Source organism: Microbacterium trichothecenolyticum (assembly GCF_030818955.1).
GTDB classification, from domain to species: Bacteria; Actinomycetota; Actinomycetes; order Actinomycetales; family Microbacteriaceae; genus Microbacterium; species Microbacterium trichothecenolyticum_B.
On the sequence record NZ_JAUTBF010000001.1, the window covers coordinates 2399521 to 2424359 of the forward strand.

Annotated in this window: 22 protein-coding genes; 6 read left to right on the forward strand and 16 right to left on the reverse strand. The window is 71.4% G+C overall.

The annotated features are described in order from the left end of the window. Nucleotides 1-13: 13 nt before the first annotated feature. The 12 genes from QE412_RS11345 to QE412_RS11400 all read right to left on the reverse strand — a co-directional run bounded on the left by QE412_RS11345 (nucleotide 14) and on the right by QE412_RS11400 (nucleotide 13632). Nucleotides 14-1312, reverse strand: a complete 1299-nt coding sequence (locus QE412_RS11345) for a PP2C family protein-serine/threonine phosphatase (RefSeq protein ID WP_307483637.1) — start codon at nucleotides 1310-1312, stop codon at nucleotides 14-16. A gap of 148 nt (nucleotides 1313-1460) precedes the next feature. After that, a complete protein-coding gene (locus tag QE412_RS11350; RefSeq protein ID WP_307483640.1) occupies nucleotides 1461-1979 on the reverse strand; it encodes a GNAT family N-acetyltransferase in 519 nt (172 codons plus the stop codon). 80 nt (nucleotides 1980-2059) lie between these two features. After that, nucleotides 2060-3475, reverse strand: coding sequence for an MFS transporter (locus QE412_RS11355; protein ID WP_307483643.1), 1416 nt, complete (start codon nucleotides 3473-3475; stop codon nucleotides 2060-2062). Then, on the reverse strand, nucleotides 3472-3762 hold the full coding sequence (locus QE412_RS11360; RefSeq protein WP_307483646.1) for a hypothetical protein: 291 nt from the start codon (nucleotides 3760-3762) through the stop codon (nucleotides 3472-3474). Before QE412_RS11360 ends, QE412_RS11355 begins: the two co-directional genes overlap by 4 nt. Next, the gene (locus QE412_RS11365; RefSeq protein WP_307483647.1) at nucleotides 3759-4628 is read right to left on the reverse strand and encodes a DUF1684 domain-containing protein; all 870 of its coding nucleotides are present in this window, start codon (nucleotides 4626-4628) and stop codon (nucleotides 3759-3761) included. Before QE412_RS11365 ends, QE412_RS11360 begins: the two co-directional genes overlap by 4 nt. Before the next feature lie 14 nt (nucleotides 4629-4642). Then, a complete protein-coding gene (locus QE412_RS11370; protein ID WP_307483650.1) occupies nucleotides 4643-6001 on the reverse strand; it encodes an NtaA/DmoA family FMN-dependent monooxygenase in 1359 nt (452 codons plus the stop codon). A 14-nt stretch (nucleotides 6002-6015) separates the two neighbouring features. Further along, nucleotides 6016-7218, reverse strand: a complete 1203-nt coding sequence (locus tag QE412_RS11375; RefSeq protein WP_307483652.1) for an LLM class flavin-dependent oxidoreductase — start codon at nucleotides 7216-7218, stop codon at nucleotides 6016-6018. 23 nt (nucleotides 7219-7241) lie between these two features. Next, on the reverse strand, nucleotides 7242-8273 hold the full coding sequence (locus QE412_RS11380) for an LLM class flavin-dependent oxidoreductase (protein ID WP_307483654.1): 1032 nt from the start codon (nucleotides 8271-8273) through the stop codon (nucleotides 7242-7244). Between the two features lie 7 nt (nucleotides 8274-8280). Then, on the reverse strand, nucleotides 8281-9897 hold the full coding sequence (locus QE412_RS11385; protein ID WP_307483657.1) for an ABC transporter substrate-binding protein: 1617 nt from the start codon (nucleotides 9895-9897) through the stop codon (nucleotides 8281-8283). Then, on the reverse strand, nucleotides 9894-11654 hold the full coding sequence (locus QE412_RS11390; RefSeq protein WP_307483660.1) for a dipeptide ABC transporter ATP-binding protein: 1761 nt from the start codon (nucleotides 11652-11654) through the stop codon (nucleotides 9894-9896). The genes QE412_RS11385 and QE412_RS11390 overlap by 4 nt, the downstream gene beginning before the upstream one ends. After that, a complete protein-coding gene (locus QE412_RS11395) occupies nucleotides 11651-12598 on the reverse strand; it encodes an ABC transporter permease (protein WP_307483663.1) in 948 nt (315 codons plus the stop codon). The genes QE412_RS11390 and QE412_RS11395 overlap by 4 nt, the downstream gene beginning before the upstream one ends. Continuing rightward, nucleotides 12598-13632, reverse strand: coding sequence for an ABC transporter permease (locus QE412_RS11400; protein WP_307483666.1), 1035 nt, complete (start codon nucleotides 13630-13632; stop codon nucleotides 12598-12600). Before QE412_RS11400 ends, QE412_RS11395 begins: the two co-directional genes overlap by 1 nt. A gap of 202 nt (nucleotides 13633-13834) precedes the next feature. Between QE412_RS11400 and QE412_RS11405 the strand changes: the two genes are divergently transcribed. The 4 genes from QE412_RS11405 to QE412_RS11420 all read left to right on the forward strand — a co-directional run bounded on the left by QE412_RS11405 (nucleotide 13835) and on the right by QE412_RS11420 (nucleotide 19105). Next, nucleotides 13835-14551 (forward strand): GNAT family N-acetyltransferase, encoded by a 717-nt coding sequence (locus tag QE412_RS11405; RefSeq protein WP_307483669.1) that lies wholly within the window; start codon nucleotides 13835-13837, stop codon nucleotides 14549-14551. A gap of 236 nt (nucleotides 14552-14787) precedes the next feature. Next, nucleotides 14788-16734, forward strand: coding sequence for a beta-glucoside-specific PTS transporter subunit IIABC (locus QE412_RS11410; RefSeq protein ID WP_307483672.1), 1947 nt, complete (start codon nucleotides 14788-14790; stop codon nucleotides 16732-16734). Then, a complete protein-coding gene (locus QE412_RS11415) occupies nucleotides 16734-18173 on the forward strand; it encodes a glycoside hydrolase family 1 protein (protein WP_307483675.1) in 1440 nt (479 codons plus the stop codon). The genes QE412_RS11410 and QE412_RS11415 overlap by 1 nt, the downstream gene beginning before the upstream one ends. Before the next feature lie 80 nt (nucleotides 18174-18253). Further along, on the forward strand, nucleotides 18254-19105 hold the full coding sequence (locus QE412_RS11420) for a PRD domain-containing protein (RefSeq protein WP_307483678.1): 852 nt from the start codon (nucleotides 18254-18256) through the stop codon (nucleotides 19103-19105). Nucleotides 19106-19216: 111 nt separating this feature from the next. On the opposite strand, the gene QE412_RS11425 is transcribed toward QE412_RS11420, so the two are convergent. The 3 genes from QE412_RS11425 to QE412_RS11435 form a co-directional block, all read right to left on the reverse strand. Beyond that, entirely contained in the window at nucleotides 19217-19759 is a 543-nt protein-coding gene (locus QE412_RS11425) for a hypothetical protein (protein ID WP_307483681.1), read from the reverse strand. Between the two features lie 138 nt (nucleotides 19760-19897). Next, nucleotides 19898-22378 carry a bifunctional lysylphosphatidylglycerol flippase/synthetase MprF gene (locus QE412_RS11430; protein WP_307483684.1) on the reverse strand — a complete coding sequence of 827 codons (2481 nt, stop codon included), beginning with the start codon at nucleotides 22376-22378 and terminating at the stop codon, nucleotides 19898-19900. Between the two features lie 2 nt (nucleotides 22379-22380). After that, complete coding sequence (locus QE412_RS11435) at nucleotides 22381-22827, reverse strand: hypothetical protein (protein WP_307483688.1); 447 nt, start codon at nucleotides 22825-22827, stop codon at nucleotides 22381-22383. Between the two features lie 179 nt (nucleotides 22828-23006). On the opposite strand from QE412_RS11435, the gene QE412_RS11440 reads away from it, so the two are divergent. Both QE412_RS11440 and QE412_RS11445 read left to right on the forward strand, forming a co-directional pair. Further along, a complete protein-coding gene (locus tag QE412_RS11440; protein WP_307483690.1) occupies nucleotides 23007-23534 on the forward strand; it encodes an RNA polymerase sigma factor in 528 nt (175 codons plus the stop codon). Continuing rightward, the gene (locus QE412_RS11445; protein ID WP_307483693.1) at nucleotides 23531-24106 is read left to right on the forward strand and encodes a hypothetical protein; all 576 of its coding nucleotides are present in this window, start codon (nucleotides 23531-23533) and stop codon (nucleotides 24104-24106) included. Before QE412_RS11440 ends, QE412_RS11445 begins: the two co-directional genes overlap by 4 nt. 85 nt (nucleotides 24107-24191) lie before the next feature. Here the strand turns inward: QE412_RS11445 and QE412_RS11450 are convergent, their stop codons facing one another. Continuing rightward, a complete protein-coding gene (locus tag QE412_RS11450; RefSeq protein WP_307483695.1) occupies nucleotides 24192-24740 on the reverse strand; it encodes a MarR family winged helix-turn-helix transcriptional regulator in 549 nt (182 codons plus the stop codon). Nucleotides 24741-24839: the final 99 nt, after the last annotated feature.

Sequence of the window (24839 nt, forward strand, 5' to 3'; positions counted from 1 at the left end):
GGCGACGTGGCCGTCAGAGCGGCGACCACGTGACGGCGAGCACGGTCACGTCGTCTTCTTGCTCGGTGGCCGCGGCACGGTCGATGAGCTCGGCAACCACGGTGTCGACGTCGACGCACCGCTCGAGAAACTCGGCGTAGCGGTCGATCGAGTCGAGCGACCCCCCGAACAGGTCGAGCACGCCGTCGCTCACACTCACGATGCTGTCACCGGATTCGAGAAGGGTCTCGGTGCTGCTCCAGCTCGTGCCCACGCCGATGGGGAGGTACCCCGACCGGAGGAACTCGGTACAGCCGCTGGCGCGACGCAGCACCGTGAGCCCGTGGCCGGCATCGACCCAGCGCAGCATCCCGTCGGCAGAGATCCGCGCGTGGAAACACGTGGTGAACTGCGCCCCGATCATGTCGGTGGACCCCGTGCTGAGCCCGAGCGCCGTACGCTGGAACGCCTCGGCGGGGTCGGGGTCGGCGAGGCCGCTGCGGATGACCGTGCGAACCGCGGCCGCGATCATGCCGGCACCGACGCCCTTACCCATGACGTCGCCGAGCGTGAATGCCGCACCCCCGTCGGGCGTGCTGTACCAGTCGAAGAAGTCGCCCCCGACCGTGCGCGCCGGAACGCACGCCCCGGCCGCGCGGAACGCCCCCGGGAGCTCGGACGCATCGGTGGGTTGCAGAGAACGTTGCACGAAGGCCGCTTCCGACACCTCGGCCTCGGCCAGGCGTCTGCGGCGCTGCGACCTCGACAACGCCAGCGACGAGCGCCGCGAGAGCTCGTTGACCACGGCCGCCGCGCCCGCATAGACGGCGAGGGCGATGAGCAGGCGCACGAGCTCGCTCACGGTGAGTCCGCGATCGACGGAGAGGGCCAGGGGCGAGAGCAGCGTCACGCCTACGCCGACGAGCGGCAGCAGGATGCGCCACCGCCCGTCTCCCGCGGCGATCCAGATCACCGGCAGCACGATGATCGCCAGGAACACCGACTGACTGTCGCCGGTGCCGAAGCGCAGCAGACCGATCGCGATGAAGTCGCCGAGGGGAACAACGATCTCGACGCGCCTGAGGAGCGGCCAACGCCCCATGGCACCCGCGAGCACCAGCAGCGCGACCGCGACGCCGACTCCCTGCCACATGCGCGCGGCATCGGTCACCAACAGCCACGGCAATGCGGCGCTCGCGACGGCGGCGATCGCGACGAGGGCCGTCACGATCGCCTGCTTCGCCAGCGGCTCCCACGAGGTGTGAACGGCCGTCAGCACCCGTGACGCTCCGCTGAGCGACCGATCACGCGTCCGCGGAAGCTCCTGGGTCATGCGCCCAGTCAATCCGGCGATACGCGTCGAAGGCCAGAAGTGGTCGTGAACCGAAACGGAACGCCCGAGATGCGAAGATGCGCCCGCACCCGCGGGTGCCCGTCGTTCGGGGATCCCGGCTGCTCACGGCGGGAGCGATCCGGACGGGTCAGGCGCGGTCGTCGGCCGCGGGCAGCGGCTTCGCGAAGCACCGCGACGCGGGGAAGCGCACGTACGGCGGGAACACGTCGATGACGCGATAGCCGATCCGCTCGTACAGGGCGATGGCCTCGGGCTGGCGGTCGCCGGTCTGCAGGATGAGCCGCGACGCGCCGCGCGCGAGGGCGAGGCGCTCGAGCTCCGCCATGAGCGCGCGGCTCGCGCCCTGTCCGCGGGCGCGTCGATCGACGAAGACCCGCTTGACCTCCAGTTCCTCGCCGAGGGCACGCAGCGCCGCGTGGCCGACCGGCTCGCCCGCGGCATCCACAACGAGGATGACCTCGACGATCGTCGCGGGATCGACGGCGAAGTCCTCGGCCAGAACGGCCTGCGTTTCTTCGTCGAAGGCCGCGAACACCTCGGCGTAGCGGGGGCCGATCTCGTCGTCCATCGCCGCGCGCAGCGCGACGGCGCGCTCGTCGTGCCAGTCGACGCGCTCGATGGTCCAGGTCGGATGCCGCGTCGTCATTCCGTCAGTATCGCCGGGACCGCGCGACGGCCGGGAGCAGCCGGAAACGGCGGGTAACACGGCCGATGCCGCCGCGCCGGTCACCGATTCGACGACGGTCGTCGCAGGGCCGGACTCAGAGCCACCACGAGAGCGACGAGCACCGCTCCCGCGGATATCCCCACGGCGACCCGGAGAGAAGACGTGGATGGAGCCGCAGCCACACCCAGCAACACTCCGGTCGTAAGAGCGACGAAGAACGTGGCCGACAGCCGCTGCGTGAGCTGGAGGAAGGATGCCGCGACCCCGTGCAGCGTGGACGGCGCGAACCCGAGGGTGATGGCACGGAGCGCGGGTTCGATCAGGCCGCCCGCCAGCCCCATCGCCGTCTGGAGGACGATCACCGCCGTGAACAGGGTCCACGAGTCCCACACGAGGGTCGCGCCGACGAGCAGCACGAGGCAGACCAGTTCGACGGCGAGACCACCGCTGACGGCCGCCGACCCGAGTCGCGCGTAGATCGCCGCGCTCGCGCGCGACGTGAGCAGGCGAGCGAGGGAGCCGGGGATGAGCCCGGCCGCGATCACGAGCGCCGGGAGGTTATGCGCCTGCAGGAAGTAGACGGCGACCACGGTGGACAGAGCGAGAAGACTGCCGAACCACAGCAGGGCGACGACGTTCCCAGCCACGAAACCACCCGAACGCAGCAACGCGGGGGCGAACAGCGGCAGCCGCCCGCGCCGCGCATACGCGCGCTCCCACAGGACCAGGGCCGCTACCGACAACAGCACCACGACCGAGACGCCGATCGTGGACGATGCCGGCATCCCGGGATCGATCACCGGCAGCGTGACGAGCACGACGATCGCCCCGAGGAGGACGATCCCCGGCACGTCGAGGCCCGCCGTCAGTCGTGCCGGGCGAGCCCGGGGAAGCGAACGCCAGCCGCGCCACGCGGCGATCGCGGCGAACGGCACGGGAAGAAGGAGCACGAGCCGCCAGCCCAGCTCGGCCGGCAGCAGCCACAGCAGTCCCCCGGCCGACAGCGGCCCGACGATCGCCGCGAACGCACCGACCGCGCTGTACGCGCCGAGGGCGCGCACGCGTGCGGTCCCGTGCGAGGTGTCCTGGATGATGCCGAGCACCTGCGCGCTGATGAACCCCGCGCCCAGGCCTTGTGCGAGACGCCCCGCGACGAGCAGCCAGACCGAGGGGGCCAGGGCGGATGCCACGGCCCCCACCACGAACGCGAGCATTCCGGCCACGAACAGCTCGCGTCGACCGAACGCGTCACCGAGCCGGCCCGCCGGCACCAGCCCGAGGCCGAACGTCAGCGAGTATGCCGCGAGGAACCACTGCACGCCCGAGGTGGCGGCATCCAGGGAGGAGGCGACGGTGGGCGCCGTGTAGGCGATCACCGTCGCATCGAGCAGCGTCGCGAAGCCCGCGAGAAGGCAGCACGTCAGGGCCGCCCGGGCGGACTCGTCCCTCGCGGTCGCCGCCGAGGCGGTCGTCACGACACGGCGCCGACCAAGGTGGCCGTCTCGCGCGCGGGGGCGCCTTGCGACCCCGCCGACCGCGAACCGGCCGGGTCGGCATCCGTCCACAGCGTCGTCGGCAGCTCGCGGCGGAGCACCGGGATGACCTCGGTCGCGCGCTCCCCCACGGCCACGGCGTCGAACCCGAGCTCCTCGGCGCGCACCGCCGCCTCGACCGTCTGCGCGAACCGGTCGGCGGGGCTGACCTGCTCCCCGGTGAGGGGGTTGGCGGAGAACGGGATGATGTCGAGCAGCTGGAACTTCACGATGCGGCTCCCGCCGGCTCGATGCCCTGGGCCGTGGCGATGCCGTGCGCCCGAGCGAGGGGCGTCTTCTCCCCCGCCTCGATGCCGACCGGCAGGCGGTTCTCAGCCGGCGGCAGCGGGCACGTGGCGAAGTCGGTGTACGCGCAGGGGAGGTTCACGGCGCGGTTGAAGTCCACGACCGTCCGGCCCTCGGCATCCGGCTCGGCAACCGACAGCGAGCGGTTCGCGGCGTACGTGGTGAGCCCGCTCGTGGCATCCGTGAAGAGCACGTTCAGCGTGCCGGGGGCGTGCCCGGGGAAGGCGACGAGGCGGAACGTCTCGCCCCGCAGCTCGAATTCGAGGTACCCCGGCGACTCGTACACGTGCGAGAGCCCGTCGACCGCTGCACCCACCTCGTGCGGCCGCGGAGTGGCGTAGCGGACGAACCGCGCCTCGACCCGCCACCGCGGGTTCGGCACATACGTCGGCGTGCCGGCGTAGGAGCCGAGGAAGGGGAAATCGGGCCGACGAGGGCGGAGGATGTCGCGTCCCCCGCGCCGCGCCACCTCGATCACACCCCCGTCGAACCCGACGGTCACGCCCTCACGCTCGGCGATCGGACCGAACGCGTGGCGGCCGGTCACCGTGGCATCCCCGATCCGCAGGGACTCGCCCGCGGCCAGCTCCACCACGGGGCCCTCGTCGGAGGTGTGCCACCGCCCGGGGATGCCCGGGTACGGCTGCGCCTCCTCGTCGATCCAGTACAAAGCGGCCACCGCGAGGAAGCCGTGCGGATCGGCACGGCGCTCCTCGTGCGTGCGGTGCCAGTCCTCCCACTCGCGGGCGAACTGCGCGCGGTCGAGGGGCGCCTGCGTCGTGACGCTCATGATCGTCCCGTCGCTCAGAGGGCCGCGGCCAGGGCGGCCTCGGGCAGAGGGAGTCCGAGGTTCTCGCGCAGCGTGGTGCCCTCGTACTCGGTGCGCAGCGACCCGCGCTCCTGCAGCAGCGGGACGACGCGGTCGACGAACTCATCGAGCCCCGACGGCACGACGTGGGAGCCGAGCACGACACCGTCGGCGCCGCCCTCCTGCACGAACGTGTCGAGCTGGTCGGCGACCTGCTCGGGCGTGCCGATGTACCCGGGTGCGCGCGCGACCTCGTGCGCGAGGCCGCGGAGCGTGAGGCCCTTCTGCTCGGCGAGCTCGCGCCACGTGCGCACGGTCTGGAAACGGTCCTGGAAGATGAACGCGCGACCCTGGATGAAGGCCGGCGCCTCGGGGTCGGGATCGATGTCCGGCACGGGACCGTCCAGGTCGTACGCCGACAGGTCGCGGTTCCACACCTGCTCGAACGTCACCTGGATCGTGCGGTCGCTGAGCTGCTGCTCGAGGATGTGCCGCGCCTTCTCCTCGGCATCCGCCCGGCTGTCGCCCAGGACGAACCCCGCGGACGGCAGGATCTTCACGTGCTCGGGATCGCGGCCGAACCGCGCCGCGCGCTCGCGGATGTCGTCGCGGAACGCCTTGCCCTCGGCGAGCTTGGAGTACGGCGAGAAGATCGCGTCGGCGGTGGATGCCGCGAAGTCGCGGCCCTGCGGAGACACCCCGGCCTGCACGATCACCGGGCGGCCCTGGGGGCTGCGCGGCACGGTGAACCGGCCCTCGATGTCGAACTGGCTGCCGTGGTGCGAGAACTCCCCGGCCCGACCGTCGCGCAGGAAGACGCCGGACTCCTTGTCGGCGGCGATCGCGTCGTCGGCCCACGAGTCCCACAGCTCACGGACGGTGGCCACGGTCTCCTCCGCGCGCACGTACCGGTCGGCGTGGGCAAGGAAGCCGCCCCGACGGAAGTTCGCACCGGTGTACGCGTCGAACGAGGTCACGACGTTCCAGCCCGCGCGACCGCCCGAGAGGTGGTCGAGACTCGCGATCTGCCGCGCCAGCTCGTACGGCTCGTTGAACGTGGCGTTGAGGGTGCCGACGAGTCCGAGGTGCTCGGTGACCGCGGCGATCGCGGCGAGCACCGGGAGGGTGTCGGGGCGACCGGCGATGTCGTGGTCGAAGATACGGCCGTCGCGGGCGCGCAGTGCGAGGCCCTCGGCGAGGAAGAAGTAGTCGAAGCGCCCGCGTTCGGCGGTCTGCGCCACGTGCCGGAAGGTCGAGAAGTCGATCTGGCTCCCGGCATCCGGGTGCTCCCAGGCGGTGTGTTCGTTCACGCCGCCCACGTAGGCGGCGAGGATGATCTGCTTGCGCGTGCTCATGGTGTTTCGTCCTCTCAGGCGACCGGGGTGGCGTAGCGGCTGGGGAGACCCTCGGGCAGGCCGAGGCGGCCGCGGAGGGTGGTGTGCGGTGCCGACTGCACGAGACCGCGGTGGCGCAGCTCGGGCACGAGGTCGTCGGCGATGCGGGGCAGGTCGTCGGTCGCGACGCCCGGTCGCAGGCGCACCCCGGCGTAACCGGCGGCGACGAGGTCGTCGATGACGTCGGCGACGGTGGATGCCGAGCCGGCGACGATCCGCGCGTCCGAGACGAGCGGCCGGCCGAGGGCGTCGAGCCGCGCCAGGCGGTCGGCTCCGCTCTCGCCACCGGGTTCGTCGAGGAAGACGAGGAGGTCGGCGACGATGAGGAGCGGTTCGCCCTGGCGCTCGACGGCGCGCTCGGCATCCCGCACCGCGTCGACGATCGAGCGGGAGTGTGCGGCATCGGCCGGCGTGACGAACACCACGTCGGCGGATCGCGCGGCGAGGCGGTACGGTCCCTCGGCGTGCGCGAGGGCGGCGACGACCGGCTGCCCCTGCGGCGGGCGCGGGGTGATCGACGGCCCCCGCACCGAGAAGAAGCGGCCCTCGAAGTCGATGCGGTGCACCTTGTCGGCATCCAGGAACCGGTCGGTGGCGGCGTCGCGGATCTCGGCGTCGTCCTCCCAGCTGTCCCAGAGGCGGCGTACGACCTCGACGACGTCGGCCGCTTCGTCGAAGGCCTCATCGACGAACGCGCGGAAGGCGGGGTCGTCGAGAGCCACGTCGCCCGGGTGCGGGCGACGGCCCACGTGCGCGGCCTCGTCGGCGCGCACCGAGACCTTCACCTGCACGCCCGCGCGCCCCTCGCTGACGTAGTCGAGCGTGGCGATCGCCTTCGACACGTGGAACGGCTCGGTGTGTGTCACCGTCACGACCGGGAGAAGACCGATGCGCGAGACCGCGGGGGCCACGCGCGAGGCGATCAGCACGGCGTCGAGGCGCCCGCGTACCTCGTCGGTGCGTTCGTCACCCGTGAGGAATCGTTCGGACTGCAGGGCGAGCGAGTCCTCGATCGAGACGTAGTCGAGGCCGGCCCGCTCCGCGGTGCGGACGAGGTCGATCCAGTACGCGGCGGTGAACAGGTCGGCGGGGCGTGACGACGGCTCGCGCCAGGCGGCGGGATGCCACCCGGCTCCCTCGAGCGCGACGCCGATGTGCGGGGGACGCGATGTAGTCATGAAGGTCTCCTTCGGTATCGGTGTCAGGCGGCGACCGCGGCGGCGGAGCCGGCCGGTCGCCAGCCGAGGCGGGGAAGCACGCCCTCGGCGATGTCGGACAGGATCTGGCGGTACTCGTCGCGGTGGAACGCGTACGGGACGGCGACGCGCACGGCGGTGCGCCCGTCGATCGCCGGGTCGGCGCGCAGGCGCTCGACGATCTCATCGGTCGAGCCGACCAGATCGCGCTGGAACACGACGCCCCGGGTGGGGGCGAGGGTGCGTGCCTCGCGCCCCGCCGCGAACTCCGCGTAGTGCGCCCGCTGCGCCGCCGTCGCGCTGTCGGTGGGGACGATCACGCGCTCCACCCCGACCGCCGGCTCGCCGGGTCCGACGAACGCGGCGTCATACTCGTCGATCCGCGCACGCTGGACCGTCTCGAACGATGCGTCCCCGTCGGCCGCGGCCAGGTTGCCCAGCAGCAGCTTCAGGCCGTGCTGTCCGGCCCACCGCACGGAACGCGCGGACCCGCCACCGAGCCATACCCGGTCACGCAGCGACGGCACGTGCGGCTGCACGCGCGGGATCTGCGGCCCGTACGGCGTCGCGATCGCATCGTCGGCCAGGGCGCGCCCCTCGAGGGCCTCGAGGAACCGGGCGATCAGCGTGTACGGCTCGATGTCGTCGAGCTCTCCGACACGGCCCAGAGGGCGCAGCACCTCGCGATGCGGCGCCGAGGAGCTGATGCCGACGTTGAGGCGCCCGCGCGAGAGCACGTCGACGGTCGCGAAGTCCTCGGCAAGGCGGAACGGCGTCTCGTACCCGAGCGGTACCACCGCGGTCTCGAGGCGGATCGTCGAGGTGCGCTGGGTCGCCGCGGCCAAGAACGGCAGAGCCGACGACAGACCGCGTTCGAGGTGACGCTGGCGGACGCCGGCCACCTGATAGCCCAGCTCCTCCGCGTACTCGATGAGCCGCAGGGTCTCTTCCAGACCGCCGGACGGGTCGCTCTCGTCGTACGTTCCCGGCAGGGTCAGCCCCGCCTCGGCGATCGTGGGTGTGGGAGGAATCGGCATCCGAATCTCACTCGCTCTTCCACGCGGCCACGAGCGAGTCCAGACGCGAGTCCGCGCCGAGGCTCACACCGTGCACCGCGTCGCGGGTGCCGAGGATCGAGGTGAGCTCGTGCACCGGAATCTGGTACACCTGGCTCGCGATGCGCGCCTGCGCCTCGGCGAGCACCTCGTCGCGGGCGGCGGGGTCGCTGATCGCCAACTGCTTCTGCAGCAGGGCCTCCAACGTCGGGTCGTCGATGCGGTAGCGCGTCGTGGCCTTCGAGAAGGTGGTGCGCAGCACGTCGCCGTCGGCACGGGAGAGGTTTCCCCACACGATGTCGAAGTCACCGTTCTTCTGCGCCTCGAGGAAGTCCGGCACCGGTCCGCTCTGCAGTTGGATGTCGATGCCGACGGCCTTGAGCTGCTGCTGGATGAGCTCGAGCGAGGTCTGATTGGGGCCGAAGTTGGTGATCCACCACAGCTTCAGCTGCAGCTTCTGACCGTCCTTCTCGCGGATGCCGTCGGCCCCGGCCGTCCAGCCGGCGGCGTCGAGCAGCGCGGCGGCGCGGTCGGGGTCGTACCCGAACGACGCGCTCTCGTCGGCATAGCCCGGGGTGGTTGCGGCGAGCGCGCTCGTGGCGATCGCGAAGTAGTCGTTCAACGCGGTGTCGCGCACGGTCTTGGCATCGACGGCTGCGGCGATGGCCTGGCGCACGGCGAGGTCGGCGACGATCGGGTGCGACAGGTTGAACGACAGCCCGAACGAGATACCCGGGTTGCCACGCCACACCAGCGGGTAGCCGGCCTGTTCGAGGGAGGCGACATCGTTCGGCTGCACGCTGCCGGCGACGTCGACCTGGTCGGAGGTCAGGCTGCCGGTGCGCACGCTCGCCTCGGGGACGATCTGGAATGTCACGGAGTCGAGCCGCGCGCGGCCGTCGTTGCCGAGGGCCGCGGGGGCCCAGGCGTAGTCCTCACGCGCCGTCAGCACCGTCGAGGTGTCCTTCGTGTAGGTCTTCAGCGTGAAGGGGCCGGTCCCGACGACCGCCTTGCCGTCGGCGCGCTGGTCGTAGGGGACGGCGAGGGTGGCGTCGCCGACGATGCCGAGGGCCACCGACGCGGTGGAGTTGGGGAACGCCGCGTTGGGACTCGAGAAGCGCACGAGCGCGGTGTGGTCGTCGACCACGTCGGTTCCGGCGTAGCCGACGAAGCTGCTGACGGCCTGGCTCAGCGCGCCCGCGGCGACGATGTCGTCGAAGGTCGCCTTGACGTTGGCCGCCGTGAAGGGCGTGCCGTCCGAGAAGGTGACGTCGTCGCGCAGCGAGAAGGTGAACTCCGTCGCGTCGGCGTTCGAGGTGTACGCGGTCGCGAGCCACGGATCGAGGGCGCCCGTCTCGGGGTTCTGGTACAGCAGCGAATCGACGAGCTGCCGGGTGACGTACAGGGTGTCGTTGCCCGAGCCGGTGCTCGAGGGGTTCAGCGAGATCGGGTCGTTCGCGACCGCGAACGTCAGGTCTCCGCCCTGGACCGGGGTGGCGGATGCCGTGTCGGCACCGGGGGCGGCGGCGGTGTTCGCGCACGCGCTCAGGGCGAGAGCGGCGGTCACGGCGAGGGCCGCCGCGAGAGTGCTGCGTCGGGTGGTCATGGTGCTCCTTGCAGGGACAGGGTCAGGACGGGTTCGGGTGCGGAGAGGGCACGGCCCGGAATGGCATCCAGCAGCGCGCGGGTGTACTCGCTCGACGGGGTGTCGAAGACGCGGTCGGCGTCGCCGAGCTCGACGAGCCGGCCCCGGCGCATCACGCCGACGGTGTGGGCGATCTGCCGCACCACGGCGAGGTCGTGCGAGATGAAGAGATAGCTGAGGCCCCTCTCGCGCTGGATGTCGGCGAGCAGGGTGAGGATCTGGTGCTGGATCGACACGTCGAGCGCCGAGACGGGCTCGTCGAGCACGAGCAGATCGGGGTCGATCGCGAGGGCGCGGGCGATCGCGACGCGCTGCCGCTGCCCGCCCGACAGATCGGCCGGCCGCCGCCGCAGGGCCGCGGCCGGGAGCGCGACGAGGTCGAGCAGCTCGGCGGCACGGGCCCGTCGCTCGGCGCGGGAGCCGACGCCGAAGGCCCGGAGCGGGTCGGTGACGATCGTCTCGATGCTCCACCGCGGGTTCAGCGCCGCGTACGGGTTCTGCTGCACCAGCTGCACGCGGCGGCGGAGCTCGCGCAGCGGCCGGCCGGTGAGACCGGTGACGTCGACGCCGTCGATGCGCACGCGCCCGGCGGTCGGTTCGGTCAGGCGCAGCGCCAGCCGCGCGGTCGTCGTCTTGCCCGACCCCGACTCGCCGACGAGAGCGAGCGTGCGACCCCGGTCGAGGCGGAAGCTCACGCCGTCGACCGCGCGCTGCACCGCGCGACCGCCCGGGAGCACGAACTCCTTGACCAGGTCGTCGACCTCGAGCACGGGGGATGCCGTCTCCGTCGGTCGCGACGGTGCCGCCGTCGCGCGGGAGGAGGTGGACCCCGGGGCCCGGTCCTCGGTGGAGGGCGGGGTCTCGGCATCCGTCACCAGGCCCCCGCGGAGCGCGGGACCGGTGCCCGGGGCAACGGCATCCCGCGCCCTGTCGACGTTCAGGCTGGGAGCTGCCGCGATCAGCCGGCGCGTGTACGGATGCCGGGGAGAGCCGAGCACCTCGGAGGGTGTGCCCTGCTCGACGATGCGCCCGTCGGTCATGACGACGATGCGGTCGGCGCGATCGGCGGCGACGCCGAGGTCGTGCGTGATGAGCAGCAGGCTCGACCCGCGCTCGCGTTTGAGGGCGTCGAGGTGGTCGAGGATCTGCCGTTGCACCGTGACGTCGAGGGCACTCGTGGGCTCGTCGGCGATGAGGAGCGCGGGGTCGCCGACGAGGGCGATCGCGATGAGCACGCGCTGCCGCATCCCGCCCGACAGCTCGTGGGGGTACTGGCGAGCCCGGACGGCGGCGTCGGGGAGCCCGGCGCGCTCGAGGGCCTCGACCGCGCGGACCGCTGCCGTGCGCCGGTCGGCGAGGCCGTGCACACGCAGCACCTCGGCGACCTGATCGCCGATGCGCACGACCGGGTTGAGGCTCACCGTCGGGTCCTGCGGCACGAAGCCGATCCGGCGACCACGTACGGCGCGGAGCTCGCGGTCGGATGCCGCGACGAGATCGCGACCCTCGAAGTGCACCGCTCCCGCGCTGACCCGCGCCGCGGCGGGCAGCAGCCGGACGATCGCGTGCACGGTCGTGGACTTGCCCGAGCCGGACTCTCCCACGATCGCGACCGTCTCACCCGCGGCGATGGACAGGCTGACCTCGCGCACCGCCTGGATGTCGCCGCGGGGTGTGCGGTAGGCGACGGCGAGGCCGTCGATGTCGAGGAGGCTCATCGGCGTGCCCGCCCTTCGCTGTCGAGGCCCCGCGAGAGGCGATTTGCGGCCAGCACCGTGACGGCGATGGCGAGACCGGGCAGCGCCGTCAGCCACCAGGCGGTGCGGAGGTAGTCGCGACCGCCCGAGACGAGCGCACCCCACTCCGGCGCCGGGGGCGGTGCGCCGTAGCCGAGGAAGCTCAGGGCCGAGACGGCGAGGATCGCCGTGCCGAACTCGAGCACCGCCAGCACGGCGACCGGCGCGATGGAGTTGGGCAGCACGTGTCGCAGCAGCACCGCGATCCAACCGTTGCCCGAGGCGCGGGCGGCCTCGACGTACGGCGCCGTGCGCACCCGCAACACCTCGGATCGCAGCACGCGCGCCACCGAGGCCACGCTCGCGATGCCCACCGCGATCGCGACGTTGACGGTGCCGAACCCGAGCGCCGTAATGATCGCGAGCGAGAGCAGGAGGCCGGGAATCGCGAGCAGCACGTCGGCGACGCGCATGAGCACGGCATCCGTCCGCCCACCGACGAAGCCGCTGACGAGCCCGATCAGCGAGCCGACGACCACGCCCACGGCGACCGCGATGGCCGCCGCCGACACGGTGAGGGCCGTGCCGTGCACCACACGGGTGTAGAGGTCGCGCCCGAGCTGGTCGGTGCCGAACAGGTGCGCCGGCGACGGCGCCTGCAGATTGTCGGCGGGGGTGCCGCCGAGCGGGTCGCCGGGGGCGAGCAGCGCCGGCCACAGGGCCGCGATCACGACGACCGCCAGCCACAGGATCGACGCGGCGACCAGCGGTCGGCGCAACGCGGCGGGGATTCGACGACTCGGGGATGCCGTGGACCCGGAGCCGCGGGCGACGACGGCGTCGTCGAAGCGGTCGACCGCGGTGGCGGCGAACGCGTCGAAGGACTGCTCCCGACGGTCGGGGACGAGGGCGACGGTCTCGGACATCACAGGGCCGCTGTCTCGAGGGGCGCGGGGGCCGTGGCGTCCGCGGGGCGACGCCGCACCCGCCGCGGTGACGCGCTGCTCAGCACGATGCGGGGGTCCAGCAGCGGGTAGAGCAGGTCGACCGCGAGGGTGGTCAGGACGAAGACGGCGGCGGCGAACAGCACGATGCCCTGCACGACCGGCACGTCCTGCTGCTGCACCGCGAGGGCGGTCACGCGCCCGATGCCGGGACGGGAGAACACCGTCTCGGTCACCACCGTGCCCGAGAGCAGTTGGCCCACGACCAGGCCCGTCACGGTGAGGGCGGGCAGGGCGGCGTTGCGCAGCGCGTGACCGAGGTGCACGCGCACACGGCCCGCGCCCTTGGCCCAGGCGGTGTCGATGTACGGCTCGCCGAGCGCGGTCGTCAGGCTCTTCGAGAGCAACTGGGCGATGGCCGCGCTCGTGGGGACGGCGAGGGTGATCGCGGGCAGCACGAGCGCGGTGAATCCCTTATCCCCCATCGCGGGGAAGAGCGGAATCTGGAACGAGAACCACTGGATCAGCACCAGCCCGAGCCAGAACGAGGGCACGGCCACGCCCAACGGCGGGAGGGCGAGCAGGAACGCTGACAGACGATGCGAGCGCGTCAGCGTCGCCGCGATCGCGATTCCGGCGCCGAGCAGCACGGCGACGATGAGCGCGAGGCCCGCGAGCTGCGCCGTCGGGGGGATGGCCTCGCCGATGACCTCGACCACCGGACGCCCGGTCGAGATCGATGCACCGAGGTCGCCCGACAGGATGCCGCGCAGGTGCAGCAGGTACTGCACCCACAACGGCTGGTCCAGACCGTAGCGCTGGCGCAGGGCGTCGAGCTGCTCCGGCGAGATGTCGGTCGCATCTCCTCCGGCCAGCAGCGCCACGGGGTCGCTCGGCAGCGCGTACAGCACCAGGAACGACAGCGTGTAGGCCGCCCACAGCACGAGCAGCGCTTGAGCGAGGCGCGTGGCGACGTACCTCGCGAGCACGCCGCGGGCCGGGGAGAGGGCGCTCATGCGGGGTCCTTTCGTCGTTCGGGAGGGGGCGGCGCGATGCCGTCCACCGAGGATGCGACCGGCACGCGACCGGATGCGAGCGGCCTGAAACGCGATGTCGTGGATCGTCACCGACCGACGTCCACCTTCATGCGCCGTCACAAAGCGGCGTCTGGAGGCCGGAACGTTTGCTCGCGCGCGCGAACCGGCGCAGAGTGGCCCGGTGACCTCCCCCGCGACCCTCGACATCCCGCACGCCGACGCCACCGTCCTCGACAACGCCGCCTGGCACTCACTCGCCGGACCCCACGCGTCGTTCGCGATCGGTGGCGACCTCGTGCGGCGGTACCCGGCCGACGTCGCCCCGTTCGTCGCGGTGCGCACGTGGGACGACCCCGGGGTGTGGGACGCCCTTCGCGACCTCGTCGGGCCCGGCGCCGAGGTCGGCCTGTCGGGTTACGACGGCGAGATCCCGGCAGGATGGGAGCACGTCGGCGGGGGCGAGGGCGTGCAGCTCGTCGAGACTCCGGCTCTGCGAACGCGACCCGACCACGAGGCGATCGAGCTGGATGCCGATGACGCGGCCGACATGATCGCGATCGTCGAGCGCAATCAGCCCGGCCCGTTCCGGCCCCGCACCTACGAGCTCGGCCGGTATATCGGCATCCGTCGACAGGGGCGGCTCGTCGCGATGGCCGGAGAGCGTCTGCACCCCACCGGCTGGACCGAGATCAGCGCCGTCGCCGTGGACGCCGACCACCGGCGCCAGGGCCTGGCCTCGCGCCTCGTGCTCGACGTCGCCTTCCACATCCAGCAGCGCGGCGACCGGGCTCTGCTGCACGCGGCGGCGGCGAACGTCAACGCGATCGCGGCGTACGAGAAGCTGGGGTTCGCGCTGCGACGCCGCAACCGTTTCGCGGCGGTACGCACGCCGGCGTGACGCACGGCGGCACGAGCGTGTCGTGCCACGGCCGGCTCCCGGCGAGTTCGGCAGTGGACACGTCGACCTGTGCGGTGTAATCTCGCCGCAGCATCTTCGTGATGCGAGCACTGGTATGTAACTCGTTTCGAGCGAGGCAAGGCCTGAGCTTCGACCAACACCCTTGGTCAGAGTTCGGGCCTTTTTTGTTGCCTTTTTTTCCGCGAGTTCGATGACGAACGACAAGGAGTACGGTCATGGCCACCGTCAACTACTCGACCCTGGCGGGCGACGTCCTCTCCGCCGTGGGCGGCGAAGACAACGTCGCGGGAGTCGTGCACTGCGCGACCCGCCTGCGCTTCACCCTGCGCGACCGCGCCCGCGCCGACAAGGATGCCGTCACCGCCCTCCCGGGCGTGATCACCGTCGTCGAGAACGGCGGGCAGTTCCAGGTCGTCGTGGGCAACAACGTCTCGAAGGTGTACGCGGGCCTTCCCGCCTCGCTCACCGAGGGGGACCGCACCCCCGCCGCGGACGGGGGCGGTCAGAAAGTCGGCATCCTCTCGCGGGTGATCGACGTCGTCTCGGCGATCTTCGCGCCGATCCTCGGCGTGCTGGCGGCGACGGGCATCCTCAAGGGCCTGCTCATCATCCTCTCGACCGCGGGCGTGCTGCCCGCGACGTCGACGACGTACCAGGTGCTGTTCGCCACCGCCGACGCGTTCTTCGCGTTCCTGCCGATGCTGCTCGCCGTCACCACGGCCCGCAAGTTCGGCGCGAACGTCTTCACCGCGATGGCCGTCGCGGGCGCCCTCATCTACACGAACCTCGTCAACGTCACCTGGGTCGTCGACGGCGAGCGCGTGCCGATGACGATGCTGGAGTACCTGCGGGCCGGAAACCCCGTCGACTTCCTCGGCATCCCGGTGCTGCTGCAGACCTACACCTCGTCGGTCGTGCCCATCATCCTGGCCGTCTGGCTGCTGTCGTACGTCGAGCGCCTGGCCGACCGGTTCATCCACGAGGCGGTGCGCAGCTTCATCACGCCGCTCATCAGCCTCGTGATCGTCGTCCCCGTGACCCTTCTCACCATCGGCCCCGCCGGCACCTGGGTCAGCGCCCTCATGGCCGACCTCATGACCGGTGCCTACCAGTTCTCGCCGATCGTGCTCGGCATCCTGATGGGTGGCCTGTGGCAGGTGCTCGTGATCTTCGGCGTGCACTGGGGCATCGTGCCGCTGTTCATCAACAACATCGCCAACACCGGCTTCGACTACATGAAGTCCGCCGCCTTCCCGGCCGTGCTCGCCCAGGCCGGTGCCGCCCTCGGCGTGACGCTGCGCCTGCGCGAGAAGAAGACCAAGGCCCTCGGCTTCTCGGCGACGCTCGCTGCCGTCTTCGGCGTGACCGAGCCCGCGATCTACGGCATCACCCTCCCGCGCAAGCGCGCGTTCCTCGTCGCGGGCATCTCGGGTGCCGTCGGCGGCGCGATCGTGGGCGCGGGCGGCGTCAAGGTGTTCTCGACCGGGGCACCCGGACTGCTGACCCTGCCGATCGGCATCGACCCCTCGGGCGACCCGACGAACTTCCTCTGGCTGATCGTCGGCACGATCATCGCTTTCGTGCTCTCGGCCATCGGCACCTATTTCTTCGGGTTCAGCCGTGCCGACCTGGCGAAGGACCGCGCCGCCGCCGCGGCGGAGCGCGCCCCCGCCGAGGCGGCACCCGCTGGTGCGTCGCCCGCCGACGCGTCGCTCACCGTCCTCTCCCCCGCGCGCGGCGAGATCGTCGCCCTCTCGGAGGTTCCCGACAAGGCGTTCGCCTCGGGCGCGATGGGGCAGGGCTTCGCCGTGCGACCGGCCGACGGCACGTTCGTCTCGCCCGCGGCCGGCGAGATCGTCGTGGCGCAGGGCCACGCGTACGGCATCAAGACCGCCGACGGCGCCGAGCTGCTCGTGCACATCGGCATCGACACGGTCGGTCTCGACGGCGCTCCGTTCACCCCGCGGGTCGCGGTCGGCGACACCGTGGCGGCCGGGGCGCCCCTGGTCGACGTCGATCTCGCGGCGATCCGCGCGGCGGGACTGGATGCCATCACCCCCGTCGTCGTGATCAACAGCACCGACTTCGGCGCTTTCGAGGTGCCCGGCCTGGGCGCCGCCGCCGCGGGCGCTCCCGCCCTCGTCGCGACCAAGGAGAACTGATGCAGTACCGCGAACTCCCCGACTTCCCCGCCGACTTCTTCTGGGGCGGATCGACCTCGGCCTACCAGGTGGAAGGGGCCATCGACGAGGACGGCAAGGGCCCCTCGGTCATCGACGCGAACAACGTCGGCCGGGCCGACCGTACGGCCTACGCCGTCGCGAGCGACCACTACCACCGCTACGCCGAGGACATCGCCCTGATGGCCGAGATCGGGTTCCGGGCGTACCGCTTCTCGATCGCGTGGACGCGGATCATCCCCGACGGCGACGGCGAGATCAACCCGCTCGGCGTCGCGCACTATCACGCGGTGATCGACGAGCTGCTGGCCCGGGGCATCGAGCCGATCGTGACGATGTACCACTTCGACCTCCCCCAGGCCCTCGCCGAGAAGGGCGGGTGGTCGAACCGGGCGACCGCCGACGCGTTCGTGCGCTACGCGGAGGTGCTCTACCGCGAGTACGGCGACAAGGTGCGCTGGTGGCTCACGATCAACGAGCAGAACATGATGATCCTGCACGGCACCGCCCTCGGGGTGAGCACGGGCGACGCCGCCGACGCGAAGCGCGATCTGTACCAGCAGAACCACCACATGTTCCTCGCCCAGTCCCGGGCGATGGCGCTGTGCCACCGGATGCTGCCCGAGGCGAAGATCGGACCGGCCCCCAACATCGCCTACGTCTACCCGGCCTCCAGCAAGCCGGACGACGTCGTCGCCGCCGACGACTGGAACGCGGTGCGCAACTGGCTCTACACCGATCTCGCCGTGCACGGCCGGTACAACTCGCTCGCCTGGGCGTACCTGGTCGAGCGCGGGTGGGAGCCGACGATCGAACCGGGCGACCTGGAGGACCTGGCATCCGCCCGCCCCGACTTCGTGGCGTTCAACTACTACGCGACCCAGACCGTCGCGGCATCCACGGGCACGTCGGCGGACCTTGCCGCTCGCCCCGGGGATCAGCAGATGGTCCGCGGCGAGGTGGGGCTGTATCGCGCCACGCAGAACCCGAACCTGCCGACCAACGCGTTCGGGTGGGAGATCGACCCGGTCGGCTTCCGGACGACCTTCCGTGCCCTCTGGGACCGCTACCGCCTGCCCCTTCTGGTGACGGAGAACGGCCTCGGCGCGTTCGACACCCCCGAGGAGGACGGCTCGATCCAGGACGACTACCGCATCGACTACCTGCAGCGGCACCTCGAGCAGATGCGCCTGGCGATCGCGGACGGCGTCGAGGTGCTGGGGTACTGCCCCTGGTCGGCGATCGACCTCGTCTCCACCCACCAGGGCGCCGCGAAGCGCTACGGCTTCATCTACGTCGACCGCGGTGACGACGACCTGCGCACGCTCGCGCGCACGCGGAAGAAGTCGTCGTACTGGTACGCCGACGTCATCGCCACGCGCGGTCGCGCGCTCGAGCCGGCACCCACCGCCGAAGCGTGACAATGAGGGTGGGGTCCCACCGACCCCACCCCATCGCGTCGCCCGCCCCGCGGCTCGCCGCGGCATCCAAGGAAGATGCAATGGAGATCATCCGGGTTCTGAACAACAACGCCGCCATCGTGCGCGGCGACGACGACGTCGAGATCGTCGTGCTCGGCAAGGGCATCGCCCATGGGAGGAAGCGCGGCGAGCGCCTCGACGACGCCGCCGTCATCGACCAGGTCTTCCGGCCCGACTCCCGGCATCCGGTCGAGAGGATCGCCGCCTACCTGTCGGACATCCCCCTCGACGTCGTTCGGTGTGCCGCCCTCGTCGCCGAGCGTGCCCACGACAGGCTGGGGATCCGCGTGTCGCAGGCGCTCATCCTCCCCCTCGCCGATCACCTGGCCTTCGCGATCGACCGCGTCCGGCGCGGGATCGAGATGGACTACCCCCTGCGCTGGGAGGTGTCGCAGCTGTACCCCCGCGAGGTGGCGGTCGGGCGCGAGGCGGTGGATCTCGCCGCCGCGCGCCTGGGTGTCGTGCTCCCGGCCGACGAGGCGATCTCGTTCGCGCTGCATTTCGTCAACGCCGCGTTCGCCTCGGAGGGCATGGCCCCCACCATCCACATGACCGAGCGCATCGGCCGGGTGCTGGAGGTGGTGTCGCAGTCGATGGGGGTGACCCTGGATGCCGAGTCGATGAACGTCGCGCGCTTCGTCACGCACCTGCGCTACCTCTTCGTGCGCCTGGACGCCGACGCCTTGTTCGACGACCCTTCCGCCGAGCTGCTCGGCGGCATCCGCGCCTCGCATCCCGCCGCGTACGCCTGCGCGCAGCGCGTGCGCTACCTGCTCGAGATGGGCGGGGCGCGCCTCACCGAGGACGAGGTGCTCTACCTGGCGCTGCACGTGGCGCGGGTCACCACGCGCGCCGAGACGCGCACCGACTGAGGGGCGCTCTGCGCGGCACCACGGCGCGCGCGGGAGCGAAGCGGGCACACCGACGAACGCGGTCGGGTGCCGGCGGATCACTCCGCCGACACCCGACCTGCTCCCGAGCGCTCAGGCCGCGGCGACGGTGATGTCGAAGGTGGTGCGCTGGCCGTCGGCGCCGGCGATCCAGCCCTTCGTGGCGCCGGCCTTTCCGGCGGAGAATGCCGCGTTCAGCGAGACCTCGTCGTCGTCGGGGCTGAGGACGGCGGCGTCGAAGTGCGCCACGCTGTCGTCGTCGGAGCCGCCGGTGCCGGTGAAGGCGCCGCCGTTGTCGGCGTCGAGGACGACGACCAGCGTCTGCCCGACCTGCAGGGTCACCGGGCCCTTGGCGAGGTCGGCCGGGGTGAGCATCAGCGGGGCGGGCATGCCGCCGAGGACGACGCCGTCGGCGTCGGGGGCCTCGTCCGCATCGCCGGCCGGGGCGGGCACGCCGTCGATGTAGGTGTCGCTCTGCGGGGCGGGCACGCCGTCGACGTAGGTGTCGCTCTGCGGGGTGGGCACGCCGTCGACGAACGTGTCGCTCTGCGGGGCGGCGAACGCAGCTGCTCCGCCGGTCATCAGACCCACGGCGAGGATCGAGGCGGTCACAGCGGAGAGGGTACGAATGCGCATGAGCTGCACCTTTCAGTCGACGCCGCAGCCCGTTCCGGGTGAACGAGCGATCATCGCGGCCTGTACCCCTTCATGGCCGGCACCCCCCGAGGCCTTTCACCTCGGACGGAACTTTTTTCGGAGATGTTCCACGGCGCGTCACACCGTCGAGGTCGACGACCGACGCGACGTCCGCATGCGCACCGCCAGACGTGCCGCGCCGGCGAGGCTCAGCCCAGGGACATAGCAGCGGAGGAGGGCGAGGGCGATCGCCGGGAGATGGATGGCATCGGGGTAGACGACCCACAGGGGGCAGAACTGCGGCTGGAACTTGTTCTTGAAGTGCGCCAGCGAGCGGAAGCCGTACGCGGGCTCGAGCGCGCCGCTCAGCGTTTCCAGGAACCGGTCGACGGCCGAGAGATCTCCGGTGTCGCCGCCGCGGTGGGGAGCCAGCGGCGACCCCGACAGGCTCAGCAGCGTGCAGCCGTCCGCCCGCAACTGCTCGACCACCGCCCCGATGAGGAACTCCATGATCCCGTTCATGGCGTCGTGGCGTCGGCGCATGACATCCAGGGCGTAGCCCGTCAGCCCCTCTTCGCCGAAGACGGGGATCCATGTCGTGACCGCGACGATCCGTTCCGATGCATCGCGGGCGAGCATCAACCGCGCCGCCGGGTCGGCCGCCTCATCGACGGTGCCGAGGGTGAAGCCCATCTCGGGGATCGACTTGTCGGCGACCCAGGCCTCGGAGATCTCGCGGATCTGCACGCGGTCGACGAGCGTGAGCGCACTCCACGACACCCACTGCGCCCGGACGCCCTCCCGGTGCGCGCGGTTGGTGGCCGTGCGGACGTCTTGCCGCTTCTTTCCCGCGGGAGTCCACGTTCGCGGGTCGAGGACGGCCTCGTCGGCCACCCGTGTCCGCCGCCACTGCAGTGCGTCGAGCGCCGTGGCCGCGGCATCGTCGACGCTGTAGAAGACCGGGATCCATCCGTTGTCGCCGCAGAACTCCACGAACGCCGCCCCGATCTCTTCGCGACATCGATCGGCGCCGAAAGCGCCGCCCAGCGTCACCGCCACGCCCCCGTGCAGACGGTAGGCGAAGCCGGCATCCGCTTCCCCGGCGAACCAGTACGTATTGCCGGGCCAGGTGGCCATGAAGCCCAGGGAACCGCAGCCGCGCTGCAGCATCTCCCGTGCCCGCACGCGATCTTCCGCGCCCTGCACGGATGACCGGCTGAACACCAACCGTGCGGTCGCCGCCACGCACACCGTCCAGAAGACGGCGGACGGCAGATACCAGAGGGCCTGCGACACGGCGGTCGTGGGGACGGCGTGCACCCATCCGCCGGGCAGGAGCGAGGGCGGCAGCAGCCGCAGGGGGACGTCGCGCAGCAGCTCGCCCACCGTCGGCCGTGGCGAGAAGTCCGCCGCAGCGAGCAGTCCGCCCGCGAGCGACAGCACCGACACCGTTGCGGCCCCGATCGAGATCGACGCGAAGAACGAGCCGACGGCGCTCGTCGTCGGCGGGACCGACACCGAGCGGCGGCACACGAAGAGCGTCACGGCCACACCGAGGGGGACCAGGGCTGCCGCGAGGAGGCCCACCAGGGACTGCCACGCCCCCGACGCGTCGGTACCCCGGACCTGGGCGAGCAGAGCGAGCATGTCCGGTTCCGAGACGACGAAGAGAGCGGTCATCCCCGCGAACACGAGCAGGTTGACCGTGATGGCCACGCCCAGAGCGGCCAGCCGACCGCGGAGAATGCCCCACGCGGCGACCAGGAGGACGACGAGCGGAAGGGCGGCGATCCACCCGGCGCTCGGCTGAAGCTCGTGGTAGCTCGCCGCGTCGGGACAGGGGACGATCGTCGAGCCCGCCGCACACGTCACCGCATCGGCGACGACCAGCGGATCGTACGACAGCCATCCGTAGACGGAGAGCAGTCCGGCGCCACTGCCCCAGAGGGTGGCGACGATCGGCCCCACCGCGGTGATCGCCGTCAGAGCGCACAGCAGGACACGGACCTCGTGATGCGAGCTGCGCTGCCCTCGCATTCCGGCTCTCCGGCCCCCGAGGAGCACCCCTGCGCCGAGCCCTACCGGGAGAGCGAGCAGCGAGAACAGGTCGCTCGCCGACGCCGCATAAAGGAACACCGTCACCGCCGACACCAGACACGCCCCCCGGACGCGGCGACGCCACAGGGCACCCGTGAAGCAGCTCGCGGCCATCGCCACAGCCAGGAGCGCGGGGACGGGGGTCGCCCCCGTGGCCGGCGACTCGCCGAGCGGGATGGCGGGGAAGAGGTTCGTCTCCCACCCCCCGACGGCCAGACCCGCCGCCGACGTGACGACGCCCCCGCAGGCGTAGGCGAACAGCATGCGTGCGCCTCCCATGAGGCGTTCGGCCCATCCGCACACGAGCACGACGGCGATCACGACGACGGGAAGCGTCGCGGGATCGTCCACCCGGGCGAGGGTCAGCACGATCGCGCGGAGGTCGTAGACGCTCGCGCCTCGGAAGGCGCCCGCGTTCATGGAGACCACGCTGACCGCGATGACGATGGCAGCGAGGGTGAGAGTGGCGAAGGGAAGGGACCGCCGACGGTCCGTGGTCACCGCGACGAGCGTGGACCCCACGCTCAGGAGGTTGCGACGGTGACGTCGAAGCTCACGCGCTGGCCGTCGGGTCCCGAGACCCAGGCTGTGGTCGTGCCGGGCTTGTGGGCGAAGAAGGAGGCGTCGTCGGTGGCGTCGGCCGCTTCGAATTGGACGATGCCGTCGTCGCTGGATCCGCCCGTGCCCGTGAAGGTCCGGCCCTGGGGCGCGTCGGAGACGACGAGGAGGATCTGGCCCGGCTGCAGCGTCACGGGCCCTGCGGCCAACTGGTTCGGGGTGAGGATCAACGGGGCGGAGGGGGCATCGATCGCGTCGTCTGCGGGGGCGGGGACGGTATCGATGTAGGTGTTGTCGTGTGGGGCGACGGCGTTTTGGAGCGCGGCGACGGCGGTGCCGCCGATGAACCCCAGGCCGCCGATGAAGATCACAGCGGTGGCGGCGGTCAGTGCGGTCAGGGTCTTGATGTTCATGGGAGGGGCCTTATCTCTCAGCTGCGGCCCGTTCCGGTGAGCGGGCGGTCGGCGCAGCGTCGTTGTGTCCATGGCCACCACCGCGCCGGACCTTTCATGTCGCCGAACATTTTTTTCGACGATTCGAGGTGAAAGCATCGCCCGAGCCCGGACATGATGATTTCGTGCACACACTTCCGATGGAACGCTCCCGAGCGTACGAATCGCTCGTACGAACGCACGGCGATGCGGTCCTCCGCTTCCTTCGTCGACGAATCGATCCGCAGACCGCGGACGATGTCTTCTCCGAGACGATGCTGATCGTCTGGAGACGGTTCGACGATGTGCCCGAGGAACCCCTGCCGTGGCTGTACGTCACCGCGCGCAACTGCCTGCGAAACGCCGAGCGTTCCGCACGGAGGCAGTGGCGGGTGGCGGAGCGGATCATCACCGTCGACCCACCGACCGACACCGTGGACCCCGGCCCGGAGGAGGATCCGCGTGCCGACTGCCTGCGCGCGGCCCTGGCCCGCCTGTCGGCCACCGACGCCGAGGTCCTGCGCCTGTGGGCGTGGGAAGAACTCGGACCGCCCGAGATCGCGACGATCCTGGACATCACGACCAACGCGGCCACGATCCGCCTGCATCGAGCCAAGAAGAAACTGCGACAAGAGATGGAAGCACCACGCCGACCAACCGGCACCACCACGAAAGGGGGAGAGCGATGAACGACGATGACCTGAGGGCCCTGATGCGCCAGGCGGACCCGAGCGCGGGCGACCCGCGCCTGGACGATGCCCGGATCCGGCGCATCGTGGCCGCCGCGGAGCGCGACGACCTCGCCGGCAACACCGCGACCGCCCCCCGCCACCGGCGGCGTCTGTTCGCCGGGGTCTCCCTCGGAGCCGCCGCAACAGCCGGGGCGGCTGCCCTGATCGCCGGCCTCGTCGCCACGCCCGCCATCCAAGCCCCCGGCCCCGGCCCCGACGAGACCCCCGCCGCGTGCCAGGCACCGACCGTGGCGAGCCTGCAAGAATTCGACACTGCCTACGAAGCCACCGCCACAGCCGTCACCGGCGAGAACGTCACCCTCACCGTCACCGAGGTGTTCGCCGGCACCCCCGGCACGACGTTGACCGTCGAACAGGTGCAGGAAGACACCGGCGTGCTGTTCACCGCCGGCCAGACGTACCTCGTCGCCGCAACGGACGACTTCATCTCACCCTGCGACAGCGGCCCCGCAACGGACGCGCTGCGACAGCTCTACACCACCGCATTCGGGACGTCCTCGAACGGCTGATCGCTGCAGGCCGGGGCCCGCGCCCCGGCCTGCGGTCACAACTCCCGAGGGATCGCGACGCGGCCAGAACGTCGACGACGTCTCTTCAGCGCTCTGCCCCGCCGCGATCTTGCACGGGCTCACCCGTGTCTTCGGCGGACGCGTTCTCGCTCCCGGGGCCCTGAGAGATGTAGTCGTCGGTGGCATCCCTCATCGCCATCAGCACCGCCGAGAACTCGGCGAGGAACGCCGGCGAGTGCGCGGCGAGCATCGCGTCGAGGCGCCGCCCGAGAGGCGCGAAGAACTCATCGGCCAGCCGCTGGACCTCGGGTGTCGAATGCAGGGTCACGACCCGCCGATCCGCCTGCGTGCGGCTGCGGGTCACATGGCCGACCGCTTCGAGCCGGTTCAGAAGGGTCGAGGTGGCACCGAAGCTGAGTCCGATCTGGTCGCTCAGTCTCGCAGGCGACAGCGGCGTGCCGCGCTCTTCGGCCCCGAGGATCTCGATCATCGCCGCGGCGTCCGTGGAGTGCAGTCCGGCGTATGCGGCGAAGGCCCGCGCGACCTGCGCGTACGTCGCACCGTAGGCGCGGAGTGCGTCCGTGACCGAGGGCGAAACCGGGTCCGAAGAGTGAGCGGCGTCGTCGTCACCCATGAAGCCCTCCGTTCCGGCATCCCGCGACCGGACTTGCAGGTTATCACTTCATCAAGTTATTCTCCCAAAGAACCATTTCACTGTGAAACTATTTGAGGA

What these genes read in the sequence shown, in the direction of transcription:
- QE412_RS11345 (WP_307483637.1), bottom strand. Translation starts at nt 1,312, where the DNA reads ATGACCCAGGAGCTTCCGCGGACGCGTGATCGGTCGCTCAGCGGAGCG.
- QE412_RS11350 (WP_307483640.1), bottom strand. Translation starts at nt 1,979, where the DNA reads ATGACGACGCGGCATCCGACCTGGACCATCGAGCGCGTCGACTGGCAC.
- QE412_RS11365 (WP_307483647.1), bottom strand. Translation starts at nt 4,628, where the DNA reads ATGAGCGTCACGACGCAGGCGCCCCTCGACCGCGCGCAGTTCGCCCGC.
- QE412_RS11370 (WP_307483650.1), bottom strand. Translation starts at nt 6,001, where the DNA reads ATGAGCACGCGCAAGCAGATCATCCTCGCCGCCTACGTGGGCGGCGTG.
- QE412_RS11375 (WP_307483652.1), bottom strand. Translation starts at nt 7,218, where the DNA reads ATGACTACATCGCGTCCCCCGCACATCGGCGTCGCGCTCGAGGGAGCC.
- QE412_RS11380 (WP_307483654.1), bottom strand. Translation starts at nt 8,273, where the DNA reads ATGCCGATTCCTCCCACACCCACGATCGCCGAGGCGGGGCTGACCCTG.
- QE412_RS11385 (WP_307483657.1), bottom strand. Translation starts at nt 9,897, where the DNA reads ATGACCACCCGACGCAGCACTCTCGCGGCGGCCCTCGCCGTGACCGCC.
- QE412_RS11390 (WP_307483660.1), bottom strand. Translation starts at nt 11,654, where the DNA reads ATGAGCCTCCTCGACATCGACGGCCTCGCCGTCGCCTACCGCACACCC.
- QE412_RS11395 (WP_307483663.1), bottom strand. Translation starts at nt 12,598, where the DNA reads ATGTCCGAGACCGTCGCCCTCGTCCCCGACCGTCGGGAGCAGTCCTTC.
- QE412_RS11400 (WP_307483666.1), bottom strand. Translation starts at nt 13,632, where the DNA reads ATGAGCGCCCTCTCCCCGGCCCGCGGCGTGCTCGCGAGGTACGTCGCC.
- QE412_RS11410 (WP_307483672.1), top strand. Translation starts at nt 14,788, where the DNA reads ATGGCCACCGTCAACTACTCGACCCTGGCGGGCGACGTCCTCTCCGCC.
- QE412_RS11415 (WP_307483675.1), top strand. Translation starts at nt 16,734, where the DNA reads ATGCAGTACCGCGAACTCCCCGACTTCCCCGCCGACTTCTTCTGGGGC.
- QE412_RS11420 (WP_307483678.1), top strand. Translation starts at nt 18,254, where the DNA reads ATGGAGATCATCCGGGTTCTGAACAACAACGCCGCCATCGTGCGCGGC.
- QE412_RS11425 (WP_307483681.1), bottom strand. Translation starts at nt 19,759, where the DNA reads ATGCGCATTCGTACCCTCTCCGCTGTGACCGCCTCGATCCTCGCCGTG.
- QE412_RS11435 (WP_307483688.1), bottom strand. Translation starts at nt 22,827, where the DNA reads ATGAACATCAAGACCCTGACCGCACTGACCGCCGCCACCGCTGTGATC.
- QE412_RS11440 (WP_307483690.1), top strand. Translation starts at nt 23,007, where the DNA reads ATGGAACGCTCCCGAGCGTACGAATCGCTCGTACGAACGCACGGCGAT.
- QE412_RS11445 (WP_307483693.1), top strand. Translation starts at nt 23,531, where the DNA reads ATGAACGACGATGACCTGAGGGCCCTGATGCGCCAGGCGGACCCGAGC.
- QE412_RS11450 (WP_307483695.1), bottom strand. Translation starts at nt 24,740, where the DNA reads ATGGGTGACGACGACGCCGCTCACTCTTCGGACCCGGTTTCGCCCTCG.